This is a genomic window from Caulobacter sp. KR2-114 (assembly GCF_049446115.1).
GTDB lineage: Bacteria > Pseudomonadota > Alphaproteobacteria > Caulobacterales > Caulobacteraceae > Acaudatibacter.
The window spans coordinates 609,820-629,693 of record NZ_JBMSEC010000002.1 but is presented as its reverse complement, the minus strand read 5'-3'; the positions used below and the strand labels follow the sequence as shown (position 1 = coordinate 629,693).

The window sequence follows — 19,874 nt, the reverse complement described above, 5'->3', positions numbered from 1 at the left end:
CACGACACGATGGGCGGCCACGGCGGCGGCGCCCCCGCGGCCAAGGGGAGCCGGTTCAGCTTCTTCAGCTCCATGGCCGACCTTGGACGTCTGGTGGCGCGCTCGCAGGCCACCGGGCTGAAGCGCCGGCTGGCCCTGGCCCTGGCGCTGGTGCTGATCGGCAAGCTGGCCGGCGTCGTGGCGCCGCTGTGGATCGGCAAGGGCATCGACTACCTGGGGCATGGGCGGGGCGAGGTGGAGGCGATCCTGATCGCCTTCGTCGGCTTCGCCGGCGCCTGGGTGCTGCTGAACCTGCTGTCGCAGGCGATCCCGTTCATCCGCGATTCGGTGTTCACGCCGGTGTCCCAGGCGGCCCTGGCGCGCTCGGCGGTGGAGACCTTCGGCCATTCGCTGTCGCTGTCGCTGAACTTCCACCAGGGCAAGCAGACCGGGGGGCTGTCGCGGATCATCGACCGCGGCGCGCGCTCCACCGACTTCCTGTTGCGCAGCGTGGTGCTGAACCTGGGGCCGACGGCGATCGAGCTGATCATGGCCTCGTGGGTGCTCTCGACCCGCTACGACTGGCGCCTGGCCATCGTCGCCAACGCCGTGATCGTGATCTACGTGGTGTTCACCTTCTCGATCTCGAACTGGCGCATCAAGCACCGGCGCGACCTGAACCAGACCGACAGCGACGCCGCCGGCCTGGTGGTGGACTCGCTGATGAACTTCGAGACCATCAAGACCTTCGGCTCGGAAGGCCGTGTGGTGGCCAGCTACGCCAAGGCGATGGGCGACTACGCCACGGCCGCGGTGAAGGCCAACACCTCGCTGCAGCTGCTCAACACCGTGCAGTCGGTGGTGCTGAGCGTCGGCCGCTTCCTGGTGGTGGTGATCGCCGCGCTGAGCGTGCTGCACCACCAGATGACGCCCGGCAGCATCACCGCCTGCATCCTGATCCTGCAGACGGTCTACGGGCCGTTGAACATCCTGGGCATGCAGTATCGCGAGATCCGCCAGGCGTTCGTCGACATGGAGCAGATGCTCGACCTGCGCGCCGTCGAGCCGGAGATCGTCGACGCCCCCGACGCCCGGCCGCTGCCGCCGGCCTCGGGGCAGGGCGCCGACCTGGTGTTCCGCAACGTCGCCTTCCAGCATACCGCCCGCTCGGTGGGCCTGACCGACGTCTCATTCGAGGCCCCGCCGGGGACCACCACCGCCCTGGTGGGGCCGTCGGGCTCTGGCAAGACCACCATCGCGCGGCTGGCGCTGCGGCTGCTGGACCCGCAGTCGGGCCAGGTGCTGATCGACGGCGTCGACCTGCGCCAGGCGCGCCAGGACAGCCTGCGCAAGGCGGTGGCCCTGGTGCCCCAGGACGTCGCCCTGTTCAACGACACCCTCTACGCCAACATTGCCTTCGCCGACCCCTCGGCGTCGCCGGAGCGCGTCTGGGCCGCGGCCGAGGCGGCGGAGCTGACGACCTTCATCCGCGACCTGCCCCAGCAGATGGACACCAAGGTCGGCGAGCGCGGACTGAAGCTGTCCGGCGGCGAGCGCCAGCGCGTCGGCCTGGCCCGGGCGCTGCTGGCCGATCCGCGGCTGCTGATCCTCGACGAGGCCACCAGCGCGCTCGACGGGCGCACCGAGGCGGCGATCCAGGCGACGCTGCGCAAGGTCCGCACCGGCCGCACCACCCTGGTGGTGGCCCACCGCCTGTCGACCATCGCCGATGCCGACCAGATCCTGGTGATCCGTCGCGGGCGGGTGGTCGAGCGCGGCGATCACGCCACGCTGCTGGCCAACGGCGGCGAGTACGCCGCCCTCTGGCGGCGGCAGACCCGCAGCGAGGCTACTCGGCCGCCTCCGGAAATGGCGGGGGCGGAGTAAGCCCGGGCCGCCGGCCGCGCGCCGGGAAGGCGCCGCGGAACGGCCGCGTCGCCAGGCCGAGGCTGCGGCTGAGCGCCTTGGGCGCGGCCAGCGCCGCCGGGGTCAGGAACAGGGTCAGCAGGGTGGCGAACGACAGGCCCCACACCACCGTGGCCGACAGCTGCACCCACCATTCCGAGCCGGGGGCCTTGTAGTCGAAGCCGCCGTTGCGGAAGTCCGGGTGCATCTGGAACATCATCGGCAACAGGCCGATCACCGTCACCACCGTGGTCAGCATCACCGGCCGGAAGCGCTGGGTCGCCGCGCGCACCGCCGCGTCGTCAGCCTCGTAGCCGGCCCGGCGCAGCTGGTAGAAGGTGTCCACCAGCACGATGTTGTGCCCCACCACCACCCCGGCGAGGGCGACGATGCCGGTGCCCATCATGATCACCGAGATGTAGTCGAAGGTGTGGAACAGGTTCAGGTCCACGCCCAGCAGCACCCCCATGATGGTCAGCACCACCGCCGAGAGGGTCACCACCACGCCGTAGAAGCTGTTGAACTGCCACAGCAGGATCATGAACATCAGGAACAGGGTCACGCCCATGGCCGTGACGAAGAACACGCCGGCCTTCTGACCCTCCTCGTCGGCGCCGCGGAACTTCCAGCGCACGCTGGGGTCGATGGCCGCGGCCTTCAGCCAGGGACGCAGCTGGTCGATCTTCTGGTTGGGGGCCATGCCCTGGACGTTGGCCTGCACCACCACCAGCCGCTGGGCGTCGCGGCGGGCGATCCGCGTGACCTGCTGCGCCGGGGCCATCTTGACGAAATAGCTGGCCGGCACCGGGCCTGACGGGGTGGAGATCTTCAGCTTGTCGAAGGCGCTGAGGTTGCGGGCGTCCGGCGGGAAGCGCACGCGGATGTCCAGCTCGTCGGCGGCGTCGTCCGGCCGGAACTTGCCCACCAGGATGCCGTCGGTGACGAACTGGATCGCCTGGCCGACGGACAGCACGTCCACGCCGTAGCGGCCGGCCGCCACCCGGTCGACGGCGAAGTTCCACTCGATGCCGGGCGAGGTGCGGGTGTCCTCCAGCGAGACGATCTGCGGATCGGCGGCCAGGTGGGCGCGCACCAGGTCGGCCGCCTTGTTCAGCGCCACGGTGTCCTGGCTCTGCAGCTGGATCTGCACGTCCTTGCCCTGCGGCGGGCCGCTCTGCGGCAGCCGCAGTTCGGTCAGCACCCCCGGCGTCTCGCCCAGGCGCTTGCGGATGTCGTCGACGATGTCGACGCCGCGCAGGCCCAGCTTCTTCTCGCCGTCGAAGTCGACGAATTCCAGCTGCAGGCGGCCGATGGTGTCGTTGGGCGGCGCGTTGGGGCCGCCGCCGCCGAGCTTGCCGGCGCGCACGTCGATGGCGCGCACGCCCTTGACCCCGATCAGCCGGGTCTCGACCTGCCGCACCAGGTCGTTGGCGGCCTCCACCGACAGGTTGCCGCGCGCCATCACGAACACGGTCGCGTGGTCGGGGTCCTGCTTGAGGAAGAACTCGACCGCGTGCTTGTTCATGGCGAAGGGCACGATGATCGCCGCCATCACCGCCAGGGCGCCGGCGGTGACGATGAACGGATGCCGGCCCGCGGCGGTGAGGGTGCGGGCGTACCAGCCCATGAAGCCGGTCATCTGGCTCGGGTCGCCGTGCTCGGACTTCTCGATCTCGGCCAGGTGCCGCAGGTCCACGCCCTGTTTGCGGCCCACCAGCGAGCCCAGCGCCGGCGTGAAGATCAGGGCCACGAAGATCGACGCGCTGAGGGCGAAGAACAGGGTCAGGGGCAGGAAGCTCATGAACTTGCCCGGGATCGAGTTCCAGAACAGGAACGGCAGGAAGGCGCACAGCGTCGTCAGGGTGCCGTTGACCACCGGCCAGAACATGCGCTTGCCGGCGGCGGCGAAGGCCTCGCCCCGCGCCAGGCCCTCGGCCATCTTCCGGTCGGCGTACTCCACCACCACGATGCCGCCGTCCACCAGGATGCCCACCGCCAGCACCAGGCCGAACATCACCATCTGGTTGAGGGTGATGTGCATCGCCTGCAGGCACAGGAAGGTGATCATGAAGCAGGTCGGAATGGCCGCGCCGACCATGATCCCCTGGCGCACGCCCAGGGCGGCGATGACGATCAGCATCACCAGCAGGGTCGCGGTGATCAGCCCCGACTCCAGCATGGTCAGGGTGTGGGCGATGAACTCGCTCTGGTCGAAGGAATAGTCCGAGCGGATCGTCGGCGGCCAGTGCTTCTGCTCGGTGTTCACCGTGTCGCGCACGGCCTGGATGGTGTCGAGCAGGTTCGAGCCGGGCCGCTTGACCACGTACAGGGTGAAGGCGCGCTGGCCGTTGTAGCGCGCGATCGAGGTCGGCTCCTTGAAGGTGCGGTGCACCTCGCCGATGTCGCCGACGGTGACGATCTTGTCGCCGTTCTTCTTGATCGGCAGCAGCAGGATGTCCTTCGGCGACTGCACCACGCCGGGCAGCTTCACCGCGAACGACCCCTGGCGGGTCTGCACGTCGCCGGCCGGGACCAGCTGGTTGTTGCGCCCGATCACGTTGGCCAGGTCGGTGGTGGTGACGTTGTAGGCCTCCATCCGCGCCGGATCGATGGTGGCCTCCAGCACCTCCTCGCGGCCGCCGGCGATGTCGGCGCTGAGCACGCCGGGCAGGCCCAGCAGGCGGTCCTGCAGCGAGCGGGCGGTGGCGTAGAGGGTGCGCTCCGGCGCCGGACCCGACAGCACCACCCCCAGCACCGGCTCGTCGCTGATGTTGGATTCCTCGATGTCGGGCGGCAGGGCGTCAGGCGGGAACTTGGAGCGGGCCAGGTCGACCTTGGCGCGGACGTCCTCCAGCACCTTGTCCTTGTTGAAGTTGACCTCGAATTCCATGCTCACCACGGCCACGCCCTCGCGCGCCTCGGCGTTCATCTCCTTGAGGCCCTGCAGCGACTGCAGTTCGTGCTCCATCGGCCGCACCAGCAGCCGTTCGGCGTCCTCCGGGCTGACCCCGGGGTAGGGGACCACGACGGTGACGAACGGGATGGTGATGTCGGGCTGGGCTTCGCGCGGCACCTGGAAATAGGCCAGCAGGCCGAAGAAGGTCATCACCAGCGTCACCGCCAGGACCACCTTGCGCCGCTTCAGCGCGCCGTCGATGAGGCCGTCGATCATTGAGTCACGCTGATCATGGGGCGCACGCTCGTCCGGGACCCGGCGCTAGCGCGCCGAGACCCTGACCCTCTGGCCTTCGGACACATAGGATTGTCCGGAGACGATGATCCGCGCCTGGCCGTGCAGGCCGGAGATCCAGATGCCCTGCGGCGTCTCCTCCAGCACGCTGACCGGGGTGAAGGCCACGGTGTTGTCGGCCAGAACGGTGCGCACGCCCTGGCGGCCCGCGCTGTCCAGCACCAGGGCCGAGGTGATGGTCTGGTGCGCGGGGCCCACGCCGGCGGCGATCTGGATGTCGGCCGACAGGCCCGAGCGCACCCGGGAGCCCGGGTTCGGCACGGCGATCTCGACCCGATAGGTGCGGGTGGTTGGGTCGGCGTCGCGGGCGACGAAGCGCACCCGGCCCGTGATCACCTCGCCTGAGACCAGCTTCGCCGTCGCCGCGGCGCCCACCTGCACGCGCGAGGCCTCGGTCTCGGGCAGGTCGCCCACCACCAGCAGCGGGTCGAGCTCGATCACCGAGCCGCAGGACTGGCCGGGGCCGAGGTAGGCGCCCACCTCGGCGTCGCGGTGGTCGAACACCCCGGCGAACGGGGCGCGGATGTTGACCTGGTTCAGCGCCACCTCGGCCTGGCGCACCGAGGCCGAGGCCGAATCGAGGTTGGCCTGGTCGGCGAGCACCTGGGTCGGCGAGCGGAAGCCCTTGGCCGCCAGGCTGGCCGAGGCCTGCATCTGCAGCTGCTTGGATTTCAGGTTGGCCCTGGCCATGTCCAGCGACGCCTGCCGCGCGTCCACCGCCAGCCGGCACAACACCGTCCCGCCGCGCACGAAGGTTCCCTGCATGATCGGGGTCTGGGCGACGACGCCGGAGGTCTCGGCGCGGACGCTGACGGTGCGGGTGGCCTCGGTGCGGCCGCGCAGGGCGACGGAATAGGGGTGCGCCGCCTCCGGGGTGTCGGCGATCTTCACCAGCGGCGGGGCGTTGCTGGCGGCCACCGGCGCCGCCGCGGCCTGGCCGCCCTTGGCGTCATGCGACAGCAGCGGCTTGGCGATGATGTAGACCGCCACCACGAGGACGATCCCTCCGGCCACGGCATAGGACGACTTGATACGCATGAGTGGCTCTTGGTGGCGCGAGAGCCTGCGGTTCGCGCCGGTGAAGCGCGCCCCCACCCGCCCCCGGGAGGAATTCGACGACCGCGGTTTTGCGGCCGCCTATTTCAAGTCGCAAATGAAAAGGAAGACAGGTTTCCCATCTGCAACCTATGCGGCGGCAATTCTGGGCCTGACGGCGCGCCGTTCCTTGGCTAAAGGGAGAGCCGATTTCCAAGGCCGCAGCAGGAGGAGAAGGCGATGCGCTATCTGCACACCATGGTCCGCGTGAAGGACCTCGATCAGGCGCTGGACTTCTACTGCGACAAGCTGGGCCTGGTGGAGGTCAGCCGGGCCGAGAACCCGCACGGCCGCTTCACCCTGGTGTTCCTCAGCGCGCCGGAAGACGCCGAGGCCGCCAAGGCCAACCGGGCGCCGATGGTCGAGCTGACCTACAACTGGGACACCGAGGACTATCAGGGCGGGCGCAACTTCGGCCACCTGGCCTATCAGGTCGACGACATCTACGCCCTGTGCCAGCGGCTGCTCGACAAGGGCGTGACCATCAACCGGCCGCCGCGCGACGGGCACATGGCCTTCGTGCGCTCGCCGGACGGCATCTCCATCGAATTGCTGCAGAACGGGCGGCTGGAGCCGGCGGAGCCCTGGGTGTCGATGCCCAACGTCGGGGCCTGGTAGGCGCCGGGCCGCGCCGGGCGCGCGTCGTCAGGAGCGGCCGGCGCCCGGGCGGATGTAGAGCTCGACCACCCCGTCGGGGCTGACCTCGCGCCGCCAGCCGCGGGCCTGCGCATAGGCGCGGAAGTCGTCGTCGGCCGAACGGCCGTTCAGCCCCTTGCGCGGCTCCAGGCCCACCACCAGGGCGGCCGGCGGCGCGGCGTCGAAGGCCGCCGCCAGGGTGCGCGGGCTGACCGCGTGCAGCCCGGCCTGCCGGGCGTCGCCCAGCTGGTCGCCGGTGCGGTAGAAGAACGGGCCGGCGGCGAGGCGGGCGTCCAGGTCGTAGCCGCTGGCGGCGGCCAGTTGCGGCGCGGCGGTGGCGATGTCGCCGGCGACTCCGGCCGCGCGCAGGCGCGCGCCGACCCAGCGGCCCTCGTCCTGCAGCGCCAGCACCGGCGGCAGGTCGCCGCGCGCCAGGCGGACGACCGCGTCGCCGATCAGGTAGATCACTCGCCCCGCGCCGATCAGCGCCCCGGCCAGCACGGCGGCGGTGACCGCGCGGCGCCAGGGCAGGGCGCGCGGCAGGCCCTCTTCGCCGATCCCCCAGAGCACGAACAGCGCCGGCAGCAGCGGCAGGAAGTACTGGCGCTGGGTGGGTGTGGGGACCAGGGCGGCCAGCAGTCCCGCCAGCGCCAGGACCTCCACCAGCCGGCGTTGCGGCGAGGCGCGCACGCCGGCCCGCCAGCGCGCGACGCTGATCAGTCCCACCCCGGCCAGGACTTCCAGGGCCGGGCCTACGGCCAGGGCCAGAAGGCTGTCGGGCAGCTTGGCCAGGGCGCTCAGGCGCTGCGCCTGTCCGGTGGCGGCGTACCAGGCCGCCGGCGCCGTCTGGTGATAGAGAAGTGTATCGTAGACGTACGGGCCTGGGGCCGCGGCCAGCGCGGCCAGGCAGGGGGCGAGCCCCCCCACGGCGCCCAGGCAGAAGGCCGCCAGGCCCCCCACGCCGACCTGCCGTCGCCAGGCGGCCGCCACGAGGAACAGGCCCGCCGCGGCCAGCGGCAGCAGATAGAACACCTTGAAGCTGACGGCGGCCCCGAACCCCACGCCGGCCAGACCCCAGAGCGCGGCGGCGCGGCCTTCGCGCGCCGCGCCGAGATCCAGCGCCGCGAGGGCGGCCCACAGGCCCAGGCCGGCGGCCAGGGCGGGAAGGGCGTCGTTGCGCGCCACGCCGCACGAGAACTCGAAGATGTAGCAGGCCCCGAGCAGGGCGGTGACGGTGGCGGCCCGGGCCCGTTCGACCCCGAGCCGGACCTGCAGGCGAAACACCAGGGTCAGCAGAAGGGCGCCGGCCAGGGCGTTGGCCAGGCGGATGGCCAGCAGGGTGTCCGCGCCGGCCAGCCGGGCCAGGGGGGCGGTGAGCGCCGGCTGCAGCGGGGTCTGCAGGTAGACGAAGTCGGCATAGGGCCGAAGGCCACGGGCCGCGGCGAGGGCCGCGGCCACATACTGGCTCTCGTCATGGTCGACCGGCAGGGTGAAGGCCATCGCCGCCATGCCCGCCGCCGCCACGGTCAGCACCGCCAGGGTCCAGAAGGCCAGCAGGCCGGCGGCCGGGGCCCGCGCCGGGTCGTAAGCCCCGGGGAGGGCGACATCGGGGGCGCGGACGGGCGCTCTGGCGCTCTCGGGCATCGGCGGACCATTCGCACAGTTCGGACACGCCCCGGGACGGCCGCGGCGTGATGCGCGCCGCGCCGCGGCGGGGAACGCCCCTTCCATGCCAAGGTTGTCGAAATTATTGCAAGGCTTCGCCGTCCGGTGACGGCCCCGTCACCCGCCGAAACGGCGGCCTTGCCCCTGGCGCCGCTTCAGGCCGGCGAGCGCAGCGCTTCGGCCATCTGGCTGTCGGTTCGGCGCAGCGCGAAAAGGGCGCCCAGGGCGACCAGCGCCGGAACGATCGCCGACAGGCCCCAGATGCTGGGCGCAGCGGCGATGGCCGTGGCCACGGCGATCATGCCCGTAACGAGCAACTGGGCGATGCCGGCGACCAGCGAGCCGCTGCGGCGGCGGCGAAAGTCGGTGCGACGGGCGGGCTTGTTGTACCACGCGTTGATCAGGGCGCTGGCCACGGCGCATCCTGCGCATCCTGCCGCGGCGACCACGCCGGTCTGTGGCGACAGCGCGATCAGGACCACCAGCGGTGCGGCCAGCATCACCGCCACCGGCGTCAGCGCGGCGGCGAGCTTGGCCCGCAGCAGCAGGCCGACCGGGGTCGGCGAGGCGGCGAGCAGTTCCGGAGCATCCTCGGCCGACACCGTCACCCAGGCCAGGCTGCCGCTGACCTGGCCGGTCATCATCGCCAGCGCCGCCGCCCCGGCCGGCAGGGCGTAGGTCATCTGGCCATGCGCCTGGCGCAGCAGCAGGAACGCCAGCGGCAGCAGGTAGAGCACCCGCAGAAACACCTGCGACAGCAGGGCCGCGTCCCGCCACAGCAGCCGGAGCTCCTTGCGGAAGGTGGCGGCCAGGGCGCCCTGGGCGAACGGCCGGCCGCGATCACGGCTGCGGCGCGTCTTGCCGGCCAGGTCGATGCCGCTCGCCGCCGCGGCGTTGCGGGCGAAGCGTCCGCCCAGCCACTGGCTGGCGCCGAGGAACAGCGCCGCGCCGCCGGCCGTCATGCCGGCAAGGGGGCCGGGCTCGCCGAGCATGGCGCGCAGCGGCCAGGATGCGCCCGGAGGCAGGATCAGGCGGCCGTCGCCCACCGCGCGGGCGATGGACAGCCACAGGCTCGAGCTCCGCGCCCCGCCCAGCAGGGAGTGCGCCTGGCTGGCCAGGAAGAAGGCCGCGCCAACCAGCGCCGCCAGCACCTGGGCCACGGTGCGCGTGCGCCGCGGGCCCAGCAGGCCGAACAGGGCCGTGGCCAGCAGCAGGCCGCAGGCGCTGGCCGCCAGGGCCAGATCGGCCAGGACCAGCAGCGCCCCGAGCCAGCGCCAGTGACCCAGCAGGGCGATCGGCAGCATGAGAGGGACCGCGAGCATCGCGAAGGCGGCGAAGACGTTGGCGGCGATGGCGGCGAAGCGCACCGCCAGCACCTTGCGCGGCGCGATCGGCGACGAAAACAGCAGGTCCAGGTCGCCACGGCCGTAGAGCGCCAGCGTCGCCGCCGACAGGGTCTGCGACAGCATCAGGGTGAACACCACGGCGCAGATGATGTCGCCGACCACGATCGACAGGGGGACCACGGGAATGCCGGTGCGCCGGAGAGCGACGCCCGCCGGCAGCCCCAGCGCGAACACCAGGACCAGCGCCGCGACCGTCAGCACGATGGCGCGGGTGCGGCCGATCCGGCCGAGGCTGTCGCGCAGGCCCAGCCGCATCTCGGCGGCGAGCAGCCAGAGCGTGGACCCGGGACGGCCGATCACGCCGGCTCAGCCTCGCCGATCAGGTCCAGGAACACGTCCTCGAGCGTGCCGTCGCGCTCGCCGGCGCGGGTGCGCAACTCCTCCAGCGTGCCCTCGGCCAGCAGTTGGCCGCCCTTGATGATGCCGATGCGGTCGGCGATCCGCTCGGCCACCTCCAGGATGTGGGTGGTCAGGATCACCGTGGCGCCGCCGGCCACGCGCGCCTGCAGCAGGTCCTTCACCTGGCGCGCCACGGCGGCGTCGAGGCCGGTGAGCGGCTCGTCGAGGATCAGCAGCCGGGGGTCGTGGATCAGGGCGCCGGCCAGCGCCGCCTTCTGCTTCATCCCGCGCGAGAAGCCCTCGCAGCGCTGGCTGCGGTTCTCCCACAGCCCCAGCCAGGTGAGCAGTTCCTCGGCCCGGGTCCGGGCGGTCGCGCCGTCCACGCCCCACAGGCCGGCCACGAACTCGAGATATTCCAGCGGCGTCAGCCGGTCGTACAGCATCGGCTCGTCCGGCGCCCAGGCGATGACCTGCTTGGCCGCCGCCGGCTGGGACAGGGCGTCGATGCCGAACACCGAGATCGCGCCGCCGTCGGGCTTCAGCAGCCCCGCCACCATGCGCAGGGTGGTGGTCTTGCCCGCGCCATTGGGACCGAGCAGGGCGTAGAGTTCGCCGGCCCGCACGGTGAGGTCCAGGCCGTCGACCGCGCGCTGGGCGCCGTAGAGCTTGGTGAGGTCCCTCAGAACCAGGGCGTCGGTCACGCGAAAGCTTTCTCCGGTCCGCGCGACGGCGCGGCCACCGGCGCGACTATGCGGCAGCCCGCGCCCCGCCTCAACCGCAGGCCGCCTGGGCGCCCGGCCTCAATCGTGTCCTTGTCGGAAACCGCCGCGAAATGCGGCCGAAACCCGCGCGACGTAAGGCGAGGGGGCCGACGCCCTTTCGCCGGGCGCGCCGGCGCCTATGTTGTTGGCGATGCGGCGCGCGTCGCCGCGGCAGTGACCGTCGGCCAGATTGACCCGCGGCCTCTGAAGGAGGTCCTGATGAAGACGATTTTCGCGGCGCTGGCGAGCGCGACCCTGCTGGCCGCTCCTCTGGCCAGCCTGCCGACTCCGGCCGCGGCTCAACATCACGGTGGCGGGGGCGGCGGTGGTGGTGGCTGGCACGGTGGTGGCGGTGGCGGCAGCGGCGGTTGGCACGGCGGCGGCGGCGGCTGGCACGGCGGCGGCGGTGACTGGCATGGCGGTGGCGGCTGGGGTCATGGCGGTGGCTGGGACCACGGCGGCGGCTGGGGCCACGGCTACTATGGCGGCGGCTATCCCTATTTCTGGGGCGGCCTTGGGCTGGGCTACTGGGCCGGCTCGCCCTGGTACTACGACTACCCCGCCTACTACGGCTATCCGCCCTACTACGGATACAGCTACGAGACCGTGGAGCCGGCCGACGGCGACTACAGTTACGACAGCTACGACGACGAGGGCGGAGCCCCGCCGCCATCGCGCGCCGCGCCGCCCCCGGTCAACGCGGCTCCCCCGAACGCCCAGGGGCAGAGCTCTCAGGCCTGTGGCCAATGGGTGTGGGACGCCGGCGCGAACAAGTACAACTGGGTCGGCTGCTGAGGCGCCGGCGGGGCGTGGCAGGCCGGCCGAAGCACCGGCTCTGACCTGACCGGGGCTATTGGCCCCGGTCGTCGTCCTTCTGCAGCGTCTGGCGGTCGAACACCGCCTGCTGCCCGGGGGTCAGCGCATTGTAGAAGGCGATCACGGCCTGGCCCTGGCGGCGCAGGTCGGCGAGGTCCTGCTGCATGGTGGCGTCCAGCAGCGCGATGCGTCGCGGCGTGGTGAGCCGCGGCATCATCGCCTCCGTCTGCTGGTGGCGAGCGGCCCCGCCCGGCGTGGGCCGCAGGGCGGCCTCGTAGGCCCGCCAGGCGTCCTCCTGGGCCGGGGTCAGGCGAAGGGCGTCGTGCAACTGGCCCAGGCGCGGCGGCGCGGCCGACTGGGCGGCGGCGACGGACAGGGCGCCGAGGCTGAGCGCCAGGCCAAGGATCACACTGGAAATCGCAATACGCACGGGGGGAACCTCTCTCGATCCGGGGCGCCATCGCGGCGCGCACGTGGCGGCCCTCCTGGCCGGCATCTGGCGGAAGATGTCTTGCACGGATCGCGTTCCCCGATGCGCCCAATTGCGTGTCCTCGCGGCAGCCGTCGCCAACTGCCGGGCCGATAGCCTGGAAGGACCCGACCCGTGAGCCTCGACCCCAAGATCCGCGCCAGCCTGACCCTGCCGGCGATCTGCGCGCCGATGTTCCTGGTCACGGGGCCGGCCCTGGTGCGCGAGGCGTGCAAGGCCGGGGTGATCGGCGGCCTGCCGCGCCAGAACGCCCGCAGCCTGGAGGAATTCGAGGCCTGGCTGGCCGAGATCACCCAGGCGCTGGACGCGCACCGGCAGGCGCATCCGGCCGCGCGGATCGCGCCGATCGCGGTCAACTATCCGACCCGCATGCCGCCCGACGAGCTGGCCGCCAACATGGCGCTGTGCGCCCGCTACGGCGTCGAGATCATCATCAGCGTCGGCGGCGACCCCACCGAGCTGATCCAGCGCGTGCACGATTTCGGCGGCAAGGTGTTCCACGACGTGACCAGCCTGCGCTTCGCCGAGAAGGCGATCGCCGCCGGGGCGGACGGGCTGAACTGCATCGGCGCGGGCGGCGGCGGCCACTCGGGCACGATCAGCCACCTGGCCCTGATCCCGCGCCTGCGGGCCATCTATGACGGGACCCTTGTGATGGCCGGCGCGGTCTCCACCGGGGCGGTGATCCGCGCCGCCGAGGTGCTGGGCGCCGATCTCGCCTACCTGGGCACCCGGTTCATCGCCACCCAGGAGGCCGATGCGCCGGACGAGTACAAGCAACTGCTGGTGAGCCAGACCTCCACCGACCTCGCCTATACCGGCGACATCGCCGGCGTGCCGGCCAACTGGATGGTCGAGAGCATTCGCCGGGTGGGTCTCGATCCGGACAATCTGCCGACGCCGCTCGGCCGCGGCATGCGCCACGACCACCTGCCGCCGGGCGTCACACCCTGGCGCAACCTGTGGAGCGCGGGGCAGGGGATCGACCTGATCGACGACATTCCCAGCGTCAGCGCCCTGGTCGCCCGGCTGCGCGCCGAATACGTCGCCGCCTGCCGCACGCCCAGCCTGATCGACCAGGCCCTGGAGGCGCAGGGCGCGGTGGCGTGACGATGGCGCACGGTGCGGCGCAGGCTGCGGCGCCCGGGTCCTAGTCGACGTCCAGCTCGCTCCCCGTCGGCTCGTCCGCCTGGGCGTGGCGATCGATGGCGTCCAGCACCGCCTTGGGATCCGAGGGGCGGCGCATGCCCGCAGCCTCCGGGTCGTGCCGCTCGCCGACGGACGGCAGATCGCGGCGCAGATCCTCCAGCAGCTCGATGATCTTGGCGCTGCGCCGGTCGGACAGCAGCGCCAGTTCCAGGGTCAGCTTGTCGCGGCGCTCCGCCAGCTGGCCGGCCCGGCGTTGCGCCGCCAGGATCAGCATGGAGATCAGCAGCGCCGTCACCGTGGCGATCAGCTCCAGCCACGCAAAGGGCGGCCGCGCGACCGCGTCCGGCCCGGTCAGAAGCACCGCCAGGCCGATCCAGAGGACCACCGCCACCGTCAACCCGAGCGCCACCGCCGGGCGGCCCAGGGCGTCCACCAGCCGCTCGGCGCGGCGCTCCAGGGCGGAGGACGCCCGGTGATGCTCGGCGTGGAAAGAGGTCAGGTCCGCCACGGAGGCCTCGAGGTGGAGGCCGACGTCGGCTGCCTCAGGGGCCGCCGCGGAAGTCGCCTGGCCGGCTGGGGCGGTGGACGGCGGGTTCATCCGTGCCCAACGTCCCGCTCGGCGCTCAGTTCGCCGGGGCGGGCCAGGGGCGGAACGCGGGCAGGCTCCGGGGCGTTGGGCTCGCGCCTGGAGCGCCTGCAAGATGAACAATTTCTTCGAGACCTTCGCCAACCGCACGTCCCGCGCCATGGGTCGGCCGATGACCTTCGTGCTGTGCGTGCTGCTGATCCTGGCCTGGGCGCTGAGCGGCCCGATGTTCCACTTCTCGGACACTTGGCAGCTGGTGATCAACACCGGCACCACCATCATCACCTTCCTCATGGTGTTCCTGATCCAGAACAGCCAGAACCGCGAGGGCGAGGCGCTGCAGGCCAAGCTGGACGAGCTGATCCGGGCCCTCGACCAGGCGCAGAACCGCTTCATCGCCTTGGAAAAGCGGCCCGAGCAGGAGATCCTGGAGATGCGGGAGGCCTGCGAGGCGGAGGCCGGTGAAGGCGAGCTCGAGCCGTCCAGCGCCGGCGTTACGGGCAGCCGGTCCGTGGCGGCGGTGACGGCCAGCTAGGGCGGCGTCGGCCGTGCGCTCACCCCGAGCCGCCGGCGGAACGCGGCATCCGGAGCGCCGTTGGGCGGGGGAGGGCGGCATCGGGCCGCCCGCCACGCCGCTCGCCGCAGCGGCCGGAGTGCGCAAAATGCTCGGATGGGCTCTCGTCTTCCTGGTCATCGCCCTGATCGCGGGCGTCCTCGGCTTCACCTCGATCGCCGGCGCCTCGATCGCCATCGCCAAGCTGGTGTTCCTGATCTTCCTGGTGCTGTTCGTGGTGTCCCTGGTCATGCGCCTGATCCGTGGCCGACCGGTGGTCTAGCGACGCGGCGGACGCGCCCGACGCCGTACACGGTGATTGCTGGCGCCACCCGCGCCGTCGAATCTTTGTCTGGGGCGCGTGGCCCGGCTGTCGAAAGTGACGGGCAGGCAGCTCTGGCTGGCCGCTCACGTTTCTTGGCGTAAGCCCAACTGGATCGGCAACGCCGTCTTGAACGCCTGGGGCCTCAAAAAGAAGGGCGACTGGAAGATGCGGGTGCGGCGTCTGACCAGCGGGCTGGCGGCGCGTGGCATCATCGAACGGCTCGAGACGCCGGCGACGAAGTATCGGATGGTCGGGGTCTACCGGTTTTCGGACGGTGCGCTTGCAGCGCTGGATACGCTCACCCACCGCCAGGCGGGCGCCGCGTAGTTCGTCCGGGAAGGAGATCCGCTGCCGTTTCAGAATATCCGCCGACGTCGCGCCAGGTTGGGAAGACGATAGGGAAGTCTGCGAACGCGGACGGCTTGGACAGGTTTCGAGACCTGACGGCTCAACAGGCGCTGACGAACTGGATCGCGGGCAAGGAAAACAGGGTTGCGACCGCGAAGCCGATGCTGGTCAGCACGCCCGCCAGCGCCATGAAGCGGGAACGGCCCTCGCCGATCGCCAGGAGCGTGTGCGTCCCGCCTTCATGTTCGCCCCTGGTCGCTCGCCAGGCCTGAAGGGCGATCATCGCGGCGCTCGCGCTGATCAGGAGCGAGAGGGCCATCACGCCGAGCTGAAACCCGTGCACGTTCGCGATCGTCGGAAGGCCCAGGGGTTCGGTCCCCGGCAAGCAGGCTTCCTGCGCCAGCGTGACGTTGACCACTTCTCCCACGCCCCACGCCACCGGCCCCGCGCACAACCCAAAAAGAAGGGCGGCCAGACCGGTCTTCGAGCGATGCGGGGAAGGATGGACGGGCTTTTCGAGGTCGAACGCGGTCATGTCTCAGCCAAGCCTTGGGGTCAGGAAGAAGGTCGTGAAGACGACCAGCCAGACCGCGTCGACGAAGTGCCAATAGAGAACGCCCACGGTGACATGGAGATGCCGCTTGGCGCTGAAACGCCCGAGGGCCGCCCACAGGGTCAGGCAAGCCAGCATGAACAGGCCCACGGCCACGTGGGCGATGTGGACACCGGTGATGGTGTAGAACAACGAGCCATAGGCGTCCGTCCGCGGGCTGAACGGCTTGTGCATCCAGTCGTGGACCTGAACAGCCACGAAGGCCGTCCCGAGGATGAGCGAGAGCACGAGCCCGGCGACCAACCGCGGCGAGGATCCTCTTTCGATCCCCCGCTGTCCCCACCAGGCCGTCAGGCTGGAGGCGAGGAGGATGGCGGTGTTGATCGCGGCCGACAGGATCGGTGGCGCGCCCGAGGGTGGCCAGGGGCCCGGCGCCTGTGAGGCCAGCAGGAAATAGCTGAACAGCAGGTAGACGAAGAGCGCCGCCTCCGTGGCGATCAGGAAGACGAGGCCGTACCAGCCGGAGGCGCGCACGCCCTGCGGGGCCACCGGCAGCGCCGTCGGGGGTACAAGGGCATCAGACACGGGCGGTCTCCGTCTCCGGAATCGGCGGAGGACTGGGCGCCAGCCATGCCGCGCCGACCAGGGCGCTCAGGGCGCCGCCGAGGCAGGCGAGCCACCAGAGATGGACCAACAGGCCGGCGAATCCCACGGAGAGCGCGGCCGCCAGCAGGAGGGGGGCGAGGCTGTCCTCGGGCATGCGAAGGATGGCGTCGGCTTCCGCATCGAGCACAGTGGTCGCCAGGGTTTCGCGACCATGCTCCAGCGCGATGTCGGTCTCCAGCACCGAGCGGCCCGTGCCGTGCTCCAGGCGTCCTTCCCAAAGCGGGTGGCGGCTGGCGACGATGGGGATGCGCCGGAAGTTGTAGGCCGGCGGCGGAGAGGAAACGGACCACTCGAGCGTCGCGGCGTCCCAGGGATTGGGGCCGGCCGGCGCGCCGCGAGCGCGGCTGATGGCGAGATTGTAGAGGGTGATGAGCACGCCGGCTGCGAAGACACCTGACCCGATCGAGGTCACCAGGTTGGCGGTGTCCCAGCCCATGTGGGACGGATAGGTGTAGATCCGCCGCGGCATCCCCATCAGTCCGCTTAGATGCATGGGGAAGAAGGCCAGGTTGAAGCCGATGAAGGATACCCAGAAGCTCCATTGACCCAGCCGCTCGCTGGTCATGCGGCCGGTCATCTTGGGGAACCAGTAGTAGAGACCGCCGATCACCGGGAAGACGTTGATGCCCAGCAGGACGTAGTGCAGGTGCGCGACGACGAAATAGGTGTCGGTCAGTTGCCAGTCGAGGGGAACGGCGGCGGTCATGAACCCCGACACCCCGCCGATCACGAACAGCATGATGAAGCCGGCGAAGTACAGGAACGGCGTCTTGAACACAGGCCGGCCGACCCAGATCGTGCCGAGCCAGGCGAAGACCGACACGGCGCTGGGGATGGCGATGATCATGCTGGCGGCGCCGAAGAAGGACAGCGCCAGGGCGGGCAGTCCGGTGGCGAACATGTGGTGGACCCACACGCCGAAGCCGACGACCATCGTCGTCACCGTGGCCAGGGCGACGGCTGTGTAGCCGACCAGCGGCCGGCGGCAGAAGGTCGGCAGGGCGTCCGAGACGATCCCCATGGCCGGCAGAACCAGGGCGTAGACCCACGGGTGCCCGAAGACCCAGAAGAGGTGCTGCCACAACAGCGGCTGGCCGCCGGCCTGAGGATCGTAGAAGTGCATGCCGAAGGTGCGGTCGAGCCACAACAACAGGCAGGCCGCGCTGAGGGCGGGCACCGCGAAGAGGTTGGCCACGGAGGCGGTCAAGGTCCCCCAGACCAGGATCGGCATGCGGTTGATCGACATGCCGGGCGCGCGGGTCCGCATCAGGGAAACGATGAAGTTTATCGCGCCGACGGTGGTCGAGACGCCCAGGAAGATCAGGCCCAGCGCATAGACGTCGATGTTCAGGCCCGGGTCGTACTCCTTGCCTGCTAGCGGCACGTAGTTGAACCAGCCGGCGTTGGGCGCCTGGCCAATCAGGAACGTCGAATAGATGAACACGCCCGACGCCAGGAAGACCCAGTAGGAAAAGGCGTTGAGCCGCGGGAACGCCATGTCCCGCGATCCCAGCAGAAGCGGCCACAGATAGTTGGAGAATCCCGAGAGCATCGGCAGCGCATAGAGGAACACCATCGTCACGCCGTGCATGGTGAAGAGCTGATTGTACTCCACCGGCGTAAGCAGCGTCTGGTCCGGCCGGGCGAGTTGCGCGCGCATGATCAGGGCTTCCACCCCGCCGATCGCCAGAAAGGCGAAGGCAGTGATCAGGTAGCGCTTGCCGATCTCCTTATGATCGACGCTCGACAGCCAGCCGATGAATCCGGGTCGCGTCTCCCAGGTGGCCGCAAGGCCTGTGTCCTCGGGCGGCGGAAAACGATCGAATGTGGTGTCAGCCATGTCTCCCGCCCTTCAAGTCAGCGACTGCAGATAGGCCACCACCTTGGCGCGGTCGGCGGCGGAAAGCGGCGCCTTGGGCATGAGGACGCCCGGCTTGATCGCGTCCGGATCGGAGATCCAGGCGCTGAGGTGGGCGGCGTCGTTGGGGATCGTTCCTGCGGCAAGCGTCGCGCGGCCGGCGATGTGGCTGAGGTCAGGACCGACGATCGCCCCCGCGGGCGTGCCGCTCACGGTGTGGCAGCTTGCGCAGTGCGCCGCGAAGAGCTCTGAGCCCTGCGCGACCGTCGCGTCGGTCGGCGCCGCCGGCGGGGCCAGTTGCCGGTCGCGCCAGGCGTTGAACTCGGCCGGACTTTCGGCGGTGACGAAGAAGGCCATTCGCGCGTGCTGCAGGCCGCAGAACTCGGCGCACTGTCCCCTGTAGCGCCCCGGCGCGCTGGCCTGGATCCAGGTCACGTTCGTGACCCCCGGAATGACGTCCATCTTGCCCGCCAGCTTCGGCACCCAGAACGAATGGATGACGTCGGGCGAGGAAAGAACGACCCGCACCGGTTGCCCGGTTGGAATGTGGATCTCGTTGGCGGTGGTGAACACGCGGCCAGCGACGGGGTCCATGTAGCGGACCTCCCACCACCACTGATGCGCCGTGACCTCCAGCGTCAGCTGCGGCTTGCTGGCCGGATGCATCACCTGGCCGAGGACAAACAGGGTCCACACCGTGCAGGCCGCCAGGACCGGCACGGAGAGGCCCAGGCCGACGTAGATCCAGGCGAGGCCAGCGTTGGGGCTCGCGCCCGGCTCCAGCGCGAAGGCTCCGGCCGGGGCGGGCGGCCGCCGGCGCCAGATGCCCGCGACCAGGGCGAGGGTCACGATGACGGTCACCGCGATGGAGATGCCGCCCAGGCCCCAGGCCAGCTGGGTCAGCGGCTTCGCCGCCGGCCCGGCCGAACTCAGGTAGGAGAGCGGACTGCCGGTCATGGGTTGGGCGATTGCGCAGCCGGCGCCGACGCGCCCTTGCTTCCGCTCTGGGCGCCTGTGCCGGCGCCCTTGCCGGTGGCCCTCGCCGCATGGTCGCCTTGCAGGGCGCCCTGGTAGTCGTCGGGCGGCGTCGCGCCGCCGAAGGACTGGATGTAGGCGACCAGCTGCCAGATCTGGTTCGGGGGAAGCGCGCGCCGCCAGGCGGGCATGCCCTGCGGGTGGCCGTCGGCGATGCTGCGGTAGATCGCGCCGGGCGAGCCGCCGTAGCGCCAGTAGCTGTCCGTGAGGTTGGGGCCCATGGAGCCGCCCAGGTCATAGCCGTGGCACCCAGCGCAATTCATCTGCACGAACAGCTGCTTGCCCGCTGCGATCGCCTGGGGTTGACCCTCCAGGGGATTGTGGATCGAGGCGCCGAGGGTCGACCGAGCGCCCCCGGCGAGGTCGCCGCCAGGGAGACCTTCCGGGCTGCCGGAGTACGGCGCCTTCGGCTGATCGGGGCGGCCGCCGTTCGGACCGCAGGCGAAGAGGGTCAAGGCT

Annotated in this window: 19 protein-coding genes; 7 read left to right on the top strand and 12 right to left on the bottom strand. The window is 71.0% G+C overall.

What is annotated here, in order from left to right; all coding sequences use genetic code 11:
• The first annotated feature begins 9 nt into the window (after positions 1–9).
• Positions 10–1,866, top strand: coding sequence for an ABCB family ABC transporter ATP-binding protein/permease (locus ACO2Q3_RS09145; RefSeq protein ID WP_423306933.1), 1,857 nt, complete (start codon positions 10–12; stop codon positions 1,864–1,866).
• On the opposite strand, the gene ACO2Q3_RS09140 is transcribed toward ACO2Q3_RS09145, so the two are convergent.
• Together ACO2Q3_RS09140 and ACO2Q3_RS09135 are read right to left on the bottom strand one after the other, a co-directional pair.
• The gene (locus tag ACO2Q3_RS09140) at positions 1,829–5,056 is read right to left on the bottom strand and encodes an efflux RND transporter permease subunit (RefSeq protein ID WP_423306253.1); all 3,228 of its coding nucleotides are present in this window, start codon (positions 5,054–5,056) and stop codon (positions 1,829–1,831) included. The genes ACO2Q3_RS09145 and ACO2Q3_RS09140 overlap by 38 nt on opposite strands.
• Before the next feature lie 45 nt (positions 5,057–5,101).
• The gene (locus tag ACO2Q3_RS09135) at positions 5,102–6,172 is read right to left on the bottom strand and encodes an efflux RND transporter periplasmic adaptor subunit (protein ID WP_423306252.1); all 1,071 of its coding nucleotides are present in this window, start codon (positions 6,170–6,172) and stop codon (positions 5,102–5,104) included.
• 237 nt (positions 6,173–6,409) lie between these two features.
• Between ACO2Q3_RS09135 and gloA the strand changes: the two genes are divergently transcribed.
• Entirely contained in the window at positions 6,410–6,847 is a 438-nt protein-coding gene (gloA, locus tag ACO2Q3_RS09130) for a lactoylglutathione lyase (RefSeq protein WP_423306250.1), read from the top strand.
• 27 nt (positions 6,848–6,874) lie between these two features.
• Here the strand turns inward: gloA and ACO2Q3_RS09125 are convergent, their stop codons facing one another.
• The 3 genes from ACO2Q3_RS09125 to ACO2Q3_RS09115 form a co-directional block, all read right to left on the bottom strand.
• Complete coding sequence (locus tag ACO2Q3_RS09125; protein WP_423306249.1) at positions 6,875–8,509, bottom strand: hypothetical protein; 1,635 nt, start codon at positions 8,507–8,509, stop codon at positions 6,875–6,877.
• Between the two features lie 176 nt (positions 8,510–8,685).
• On the bottom strand, positions 8,686–10,236 hold the full coding sequence (locus tag ACO2Q3_RS09120; RefSeq protein ID WP_423306248.1) for a hypothetical protein: 1,551 nt from the start codon (positions 10,234–10,236) through the stop codon (positions 8,686–8,688).
• Positions 10,233–10,976, bottom strand: a complete 744-nt coding sequence (locus ACO2Q3_RS09115; protein ID WP_423306247.1) for an ABC transporter ATP-binding protein — start codon at positions 10,974–10,976, stop codon at positions 10,233–10,235. The genes ACO2Q3_RS09120 and ACO2Q3_RS09115 overlap by 4 nt, the downstream gene beginning before the upstream one ends.
• Positions 10,977–11,255: 279 nt before the next feature.
• On the opposite strand from ACO2Q3_RS09115, the gene ACO2Q3_RS09110 reads away from it, so the two are divergent.
• On the top strand, positions 11,256–11,831 hold the full coding sequence (locus ACO2Q3_RS09110) for a hypothetical protein (protein ID WP_423306246.1): 576 nt from the start codon (positions 11,256–11,258) through the stop codon (positions 11,829–11,831).
• A 55-nt stretch (positions 11,832–11,886) separates the two neighbouring features.
• Here the strand turns inward: ACO2Q3_RS09110 and ACO2Q3_RS09105 are convergent, their stop codons facing one another.
• The gene (locus tag ACO2Q3_RS09105) at positions 11,887–12,282 is read right to left on the bottom strand and encodes a Spy/CpxP family protein refolding chaperone (RefSeq protein ID WP_423306245.1); all 396 of its coding nucleotides are present in this window, start codon (positions 12,280–12,282) and stop codon (positions 11,887–11,889) included.
• A gap of 174 nt (positions 12,283–12,456) precedes the next feature.
• On the opposite strand from ACO2Q3_RS09105, the gene ACO2Q3_RS09100 reads away from it, so the two are divergent.
• Positions 12,457–13,452, top strand: a complete 996-nt coding sequence (locus ACO2Q3_RS09100) for an NAD(P)H-dependent flavin oxidoreductase (protein WP_423306244.1) — start codon at positions 12,457–12,459, stop codon at positions 13,450–13,452.
• 40 nt (positions 13,453–13,492) lie between these two features.
• Here the strand turns inward: ACO2Q3_RS09100 and ACO2Q3_RS09095 are convergent, their stop codons facing one another.
• A complete protein-coding gene (locus tag ACO2Q3_RS09095) occupies positions 13,493–13,999 on the bottom strand; it encodes a DUF1003 domain-containing protein (RefSeq protein ID WP_423306243.1) in 507 nt (168 codons plus the stop codon).
• A 193-nt stretch (positions 14,000–14,192) separates the two neighbouring features.
• Here ACO2Q3_RS09095 and ACO2Q3_RS09090 point away from each other — a divergent pair, with 193 nt between their 5' ends.
• The 3 genes from ACO2Q3_RS09090 (at position 14,193) to ACO2Q3_RS09080 (ending at position 15,282) form a co-directional block, all read left to right on the top strand.
• A complete protein-coding gene (locus ACO2Q3_RS09090; protein WP_423306242.1) occupies positions 14,193–14,612 on the top strand; it encodes a low affinity iron permease family protein in 420 nt (139 codons plus the stop codon).
• A gap of 127 nt (positions 14,613–14,739) precedes the next feature.
• Positions 14,740–14,913 carry a DUF1328 domain-containing protein gene (locus ACO2Q3_RS09085; RefSeq protein ID WP_423306241.1) on the top strand — a complete coding sequence of 58 codons (174 nt, stop codon included), beginning with the start codon at positions 14,740–14,742 and terminating at the stop codon, positions 14,911–14,913.
• Between the two features lie 78 nt (positions 14,914–14,991).
• Positions 14,992–15,282 (top strand): hypothetical protein, encoded by a 291-nt coding sequence (locus ACO2Q3_RS09080; RefSeq protein WP_423306240.1) that lies wholly within the window; start codon positions 14,992–14,994, stop codon positions 15,280–15,282.
• Positions 15,283–15,403: 121 nt separating this feature from the next.
• Here ACO2Q3_RS09080 and ACO2Q3_RS09075 read toward each other — a convergent pair whose 3' ends face one another.
• From ACO2Q3_RS09075 to ACO2Q3_RS09055, 5 genes are read right to left on the bottom strand one after another with little or no spacing between them, the layout of a single operon-like run.
• Entirely contained in the window at positions 15,404–15,838 is a 435-nt protein-coding gene (locus ACO2Q3_RS09075; RefSeq protein WP_423306239.1) for a hypothetical protein, read from the bottom strand.
• A 3-nt stretch (positions 15,839–15,841) separates the two neighbouring features.
• The gene (locus tag ACO2Q3_RS09070; RefSeq protein WP_423306238.1) at positions 15,842–16,441 is read right to left on the bottom strand and encodes a cytochrome c oxidase subunit 3; all 600 of its coding nucleotides are present in this window, start codon (positions 16,439–16,441) and stop codon (positions 15,842–15,844) included.
• On the bottom strand, positions 16,434–18,362 hold the full coding sequence (gene ctaD / locus ACO2Q3_RS09065) for a cytochrome c oxidase subunit I (protein WP_423306237.1): 1,929 nt from the start codon (positions 18,360–18,362) through the stop codon (positions 16,434–16,436). The genes ACO2Q3_RS09070 and ctaD overlap by 8 nt, the downstream gene beginning before the upstream one ends.
• A gap of 12 nt (positions 18,363–18,374) precedes the next feature.
• Positions 18,375–19,337: a cytochrome c oxidase subunit II gene (gene coxB, locus ACO2Q3_RS09060; RefSeq protein WP_423306236.1), complete on the bottom strand. Its 963-nt coding sequence runs from the start codon at positions 19,335–19,337 to the stop codon at positions 18,375–18,377.
• On the bottom strand, positions 19,334–19,870 hold the full coding sequence (locus tag ACO2Q3_RS09055; RefSeq protein ID WP_423306235.1) for a c-type cytochrome: 537 nt from the start codon (positions 19,868–19,870) through the stop codon (positions 19,334–19,336). The genes coxB and ACO2Q3_RS09055 overlap by 4 nt, the downstream gene beginning before the upstream one ends.
• Between the last annotated feature and the right edge of the window lie 4 nt (positions 19,871–19,874).

Coding starts and splice junctions, on each gene's coding strand:
- ACO2Q3_RS09075 (WP_423306239.1), bottom strand. CDS start 15,838: ATGACCGCGTTCGACCTCGAAAAGCCCGTCCATCCTTCCCCGCATCGC.
- coxB (WP_423306236.1), bottom strand. CDS start 19,337: ATGACCGGCAGTCCGCTCTCCTACCTGAGTTCGGCCGGGCCGGCGGCG.
- ACO2Q3_RS09135 (WP_423306252.1), bottom strand. CDS start 6,172: ATGCGTATCAAGTCGTCCTATGCCGTGGCCGGAGGGATCGTCCTCGTG.
- ACO2Q3_RS09125 (WP_423306249.1), bottom strand. CDS start 8,509: ATGCCCGAGAGCGCCAGAGCGCCCGTCCGCGCCCCCGATGTCGCCCTC.
- ACO2Q3_RS09085 (WP_423306241.1), top strand. CDS start 14,740: ATGCTCGGATGGGCTCTCGTCTTCCTGGTCATCGCCCTGATCGCGGGC.
- ACO2Q3_RS09110 (WP_423306246.1), top strand. CDS start 11,256: ATGAAGACGATTTTCGCGGCGCTGGCGAGCGCGACCCTGCTGGCCGCT.
- ACO2Q3_RS09140 (WP_423306253.1), bottom strand. CDS start 5,056: ATGATCGACGGCCTCATCGACGGCGCGCTGAAGCGGCGCAAGGTGGTC.
- ACO2Q3_RS09090 (WP_423306242.1), top strand. CDS start 14,193: ATGAACAATTTCTTCGAGACCTTCGCCAACCGCACGTCCCGCGCCATG.
- ACO2Q3_RS09145 (WP_423306933.1), top strand. CDS start 10: ATGGGCGGCCACGGCGGCGGCGCCCCCGCGGCCAAGGGGAGCCGGTTC.
- ctaD (WP_423306237.1), bottom strand. CDS start 18,362: ATGGCTGACACCACATTCGATCGTTTTCCGCCGCCCGAGGACACAGGC.
- gloA (WP_423306250.1), top strand. CDS start 6,410: ATGCGCTATCTGCACACCATGGTCCGCGTGAAGGACCTCGATCAGGCG.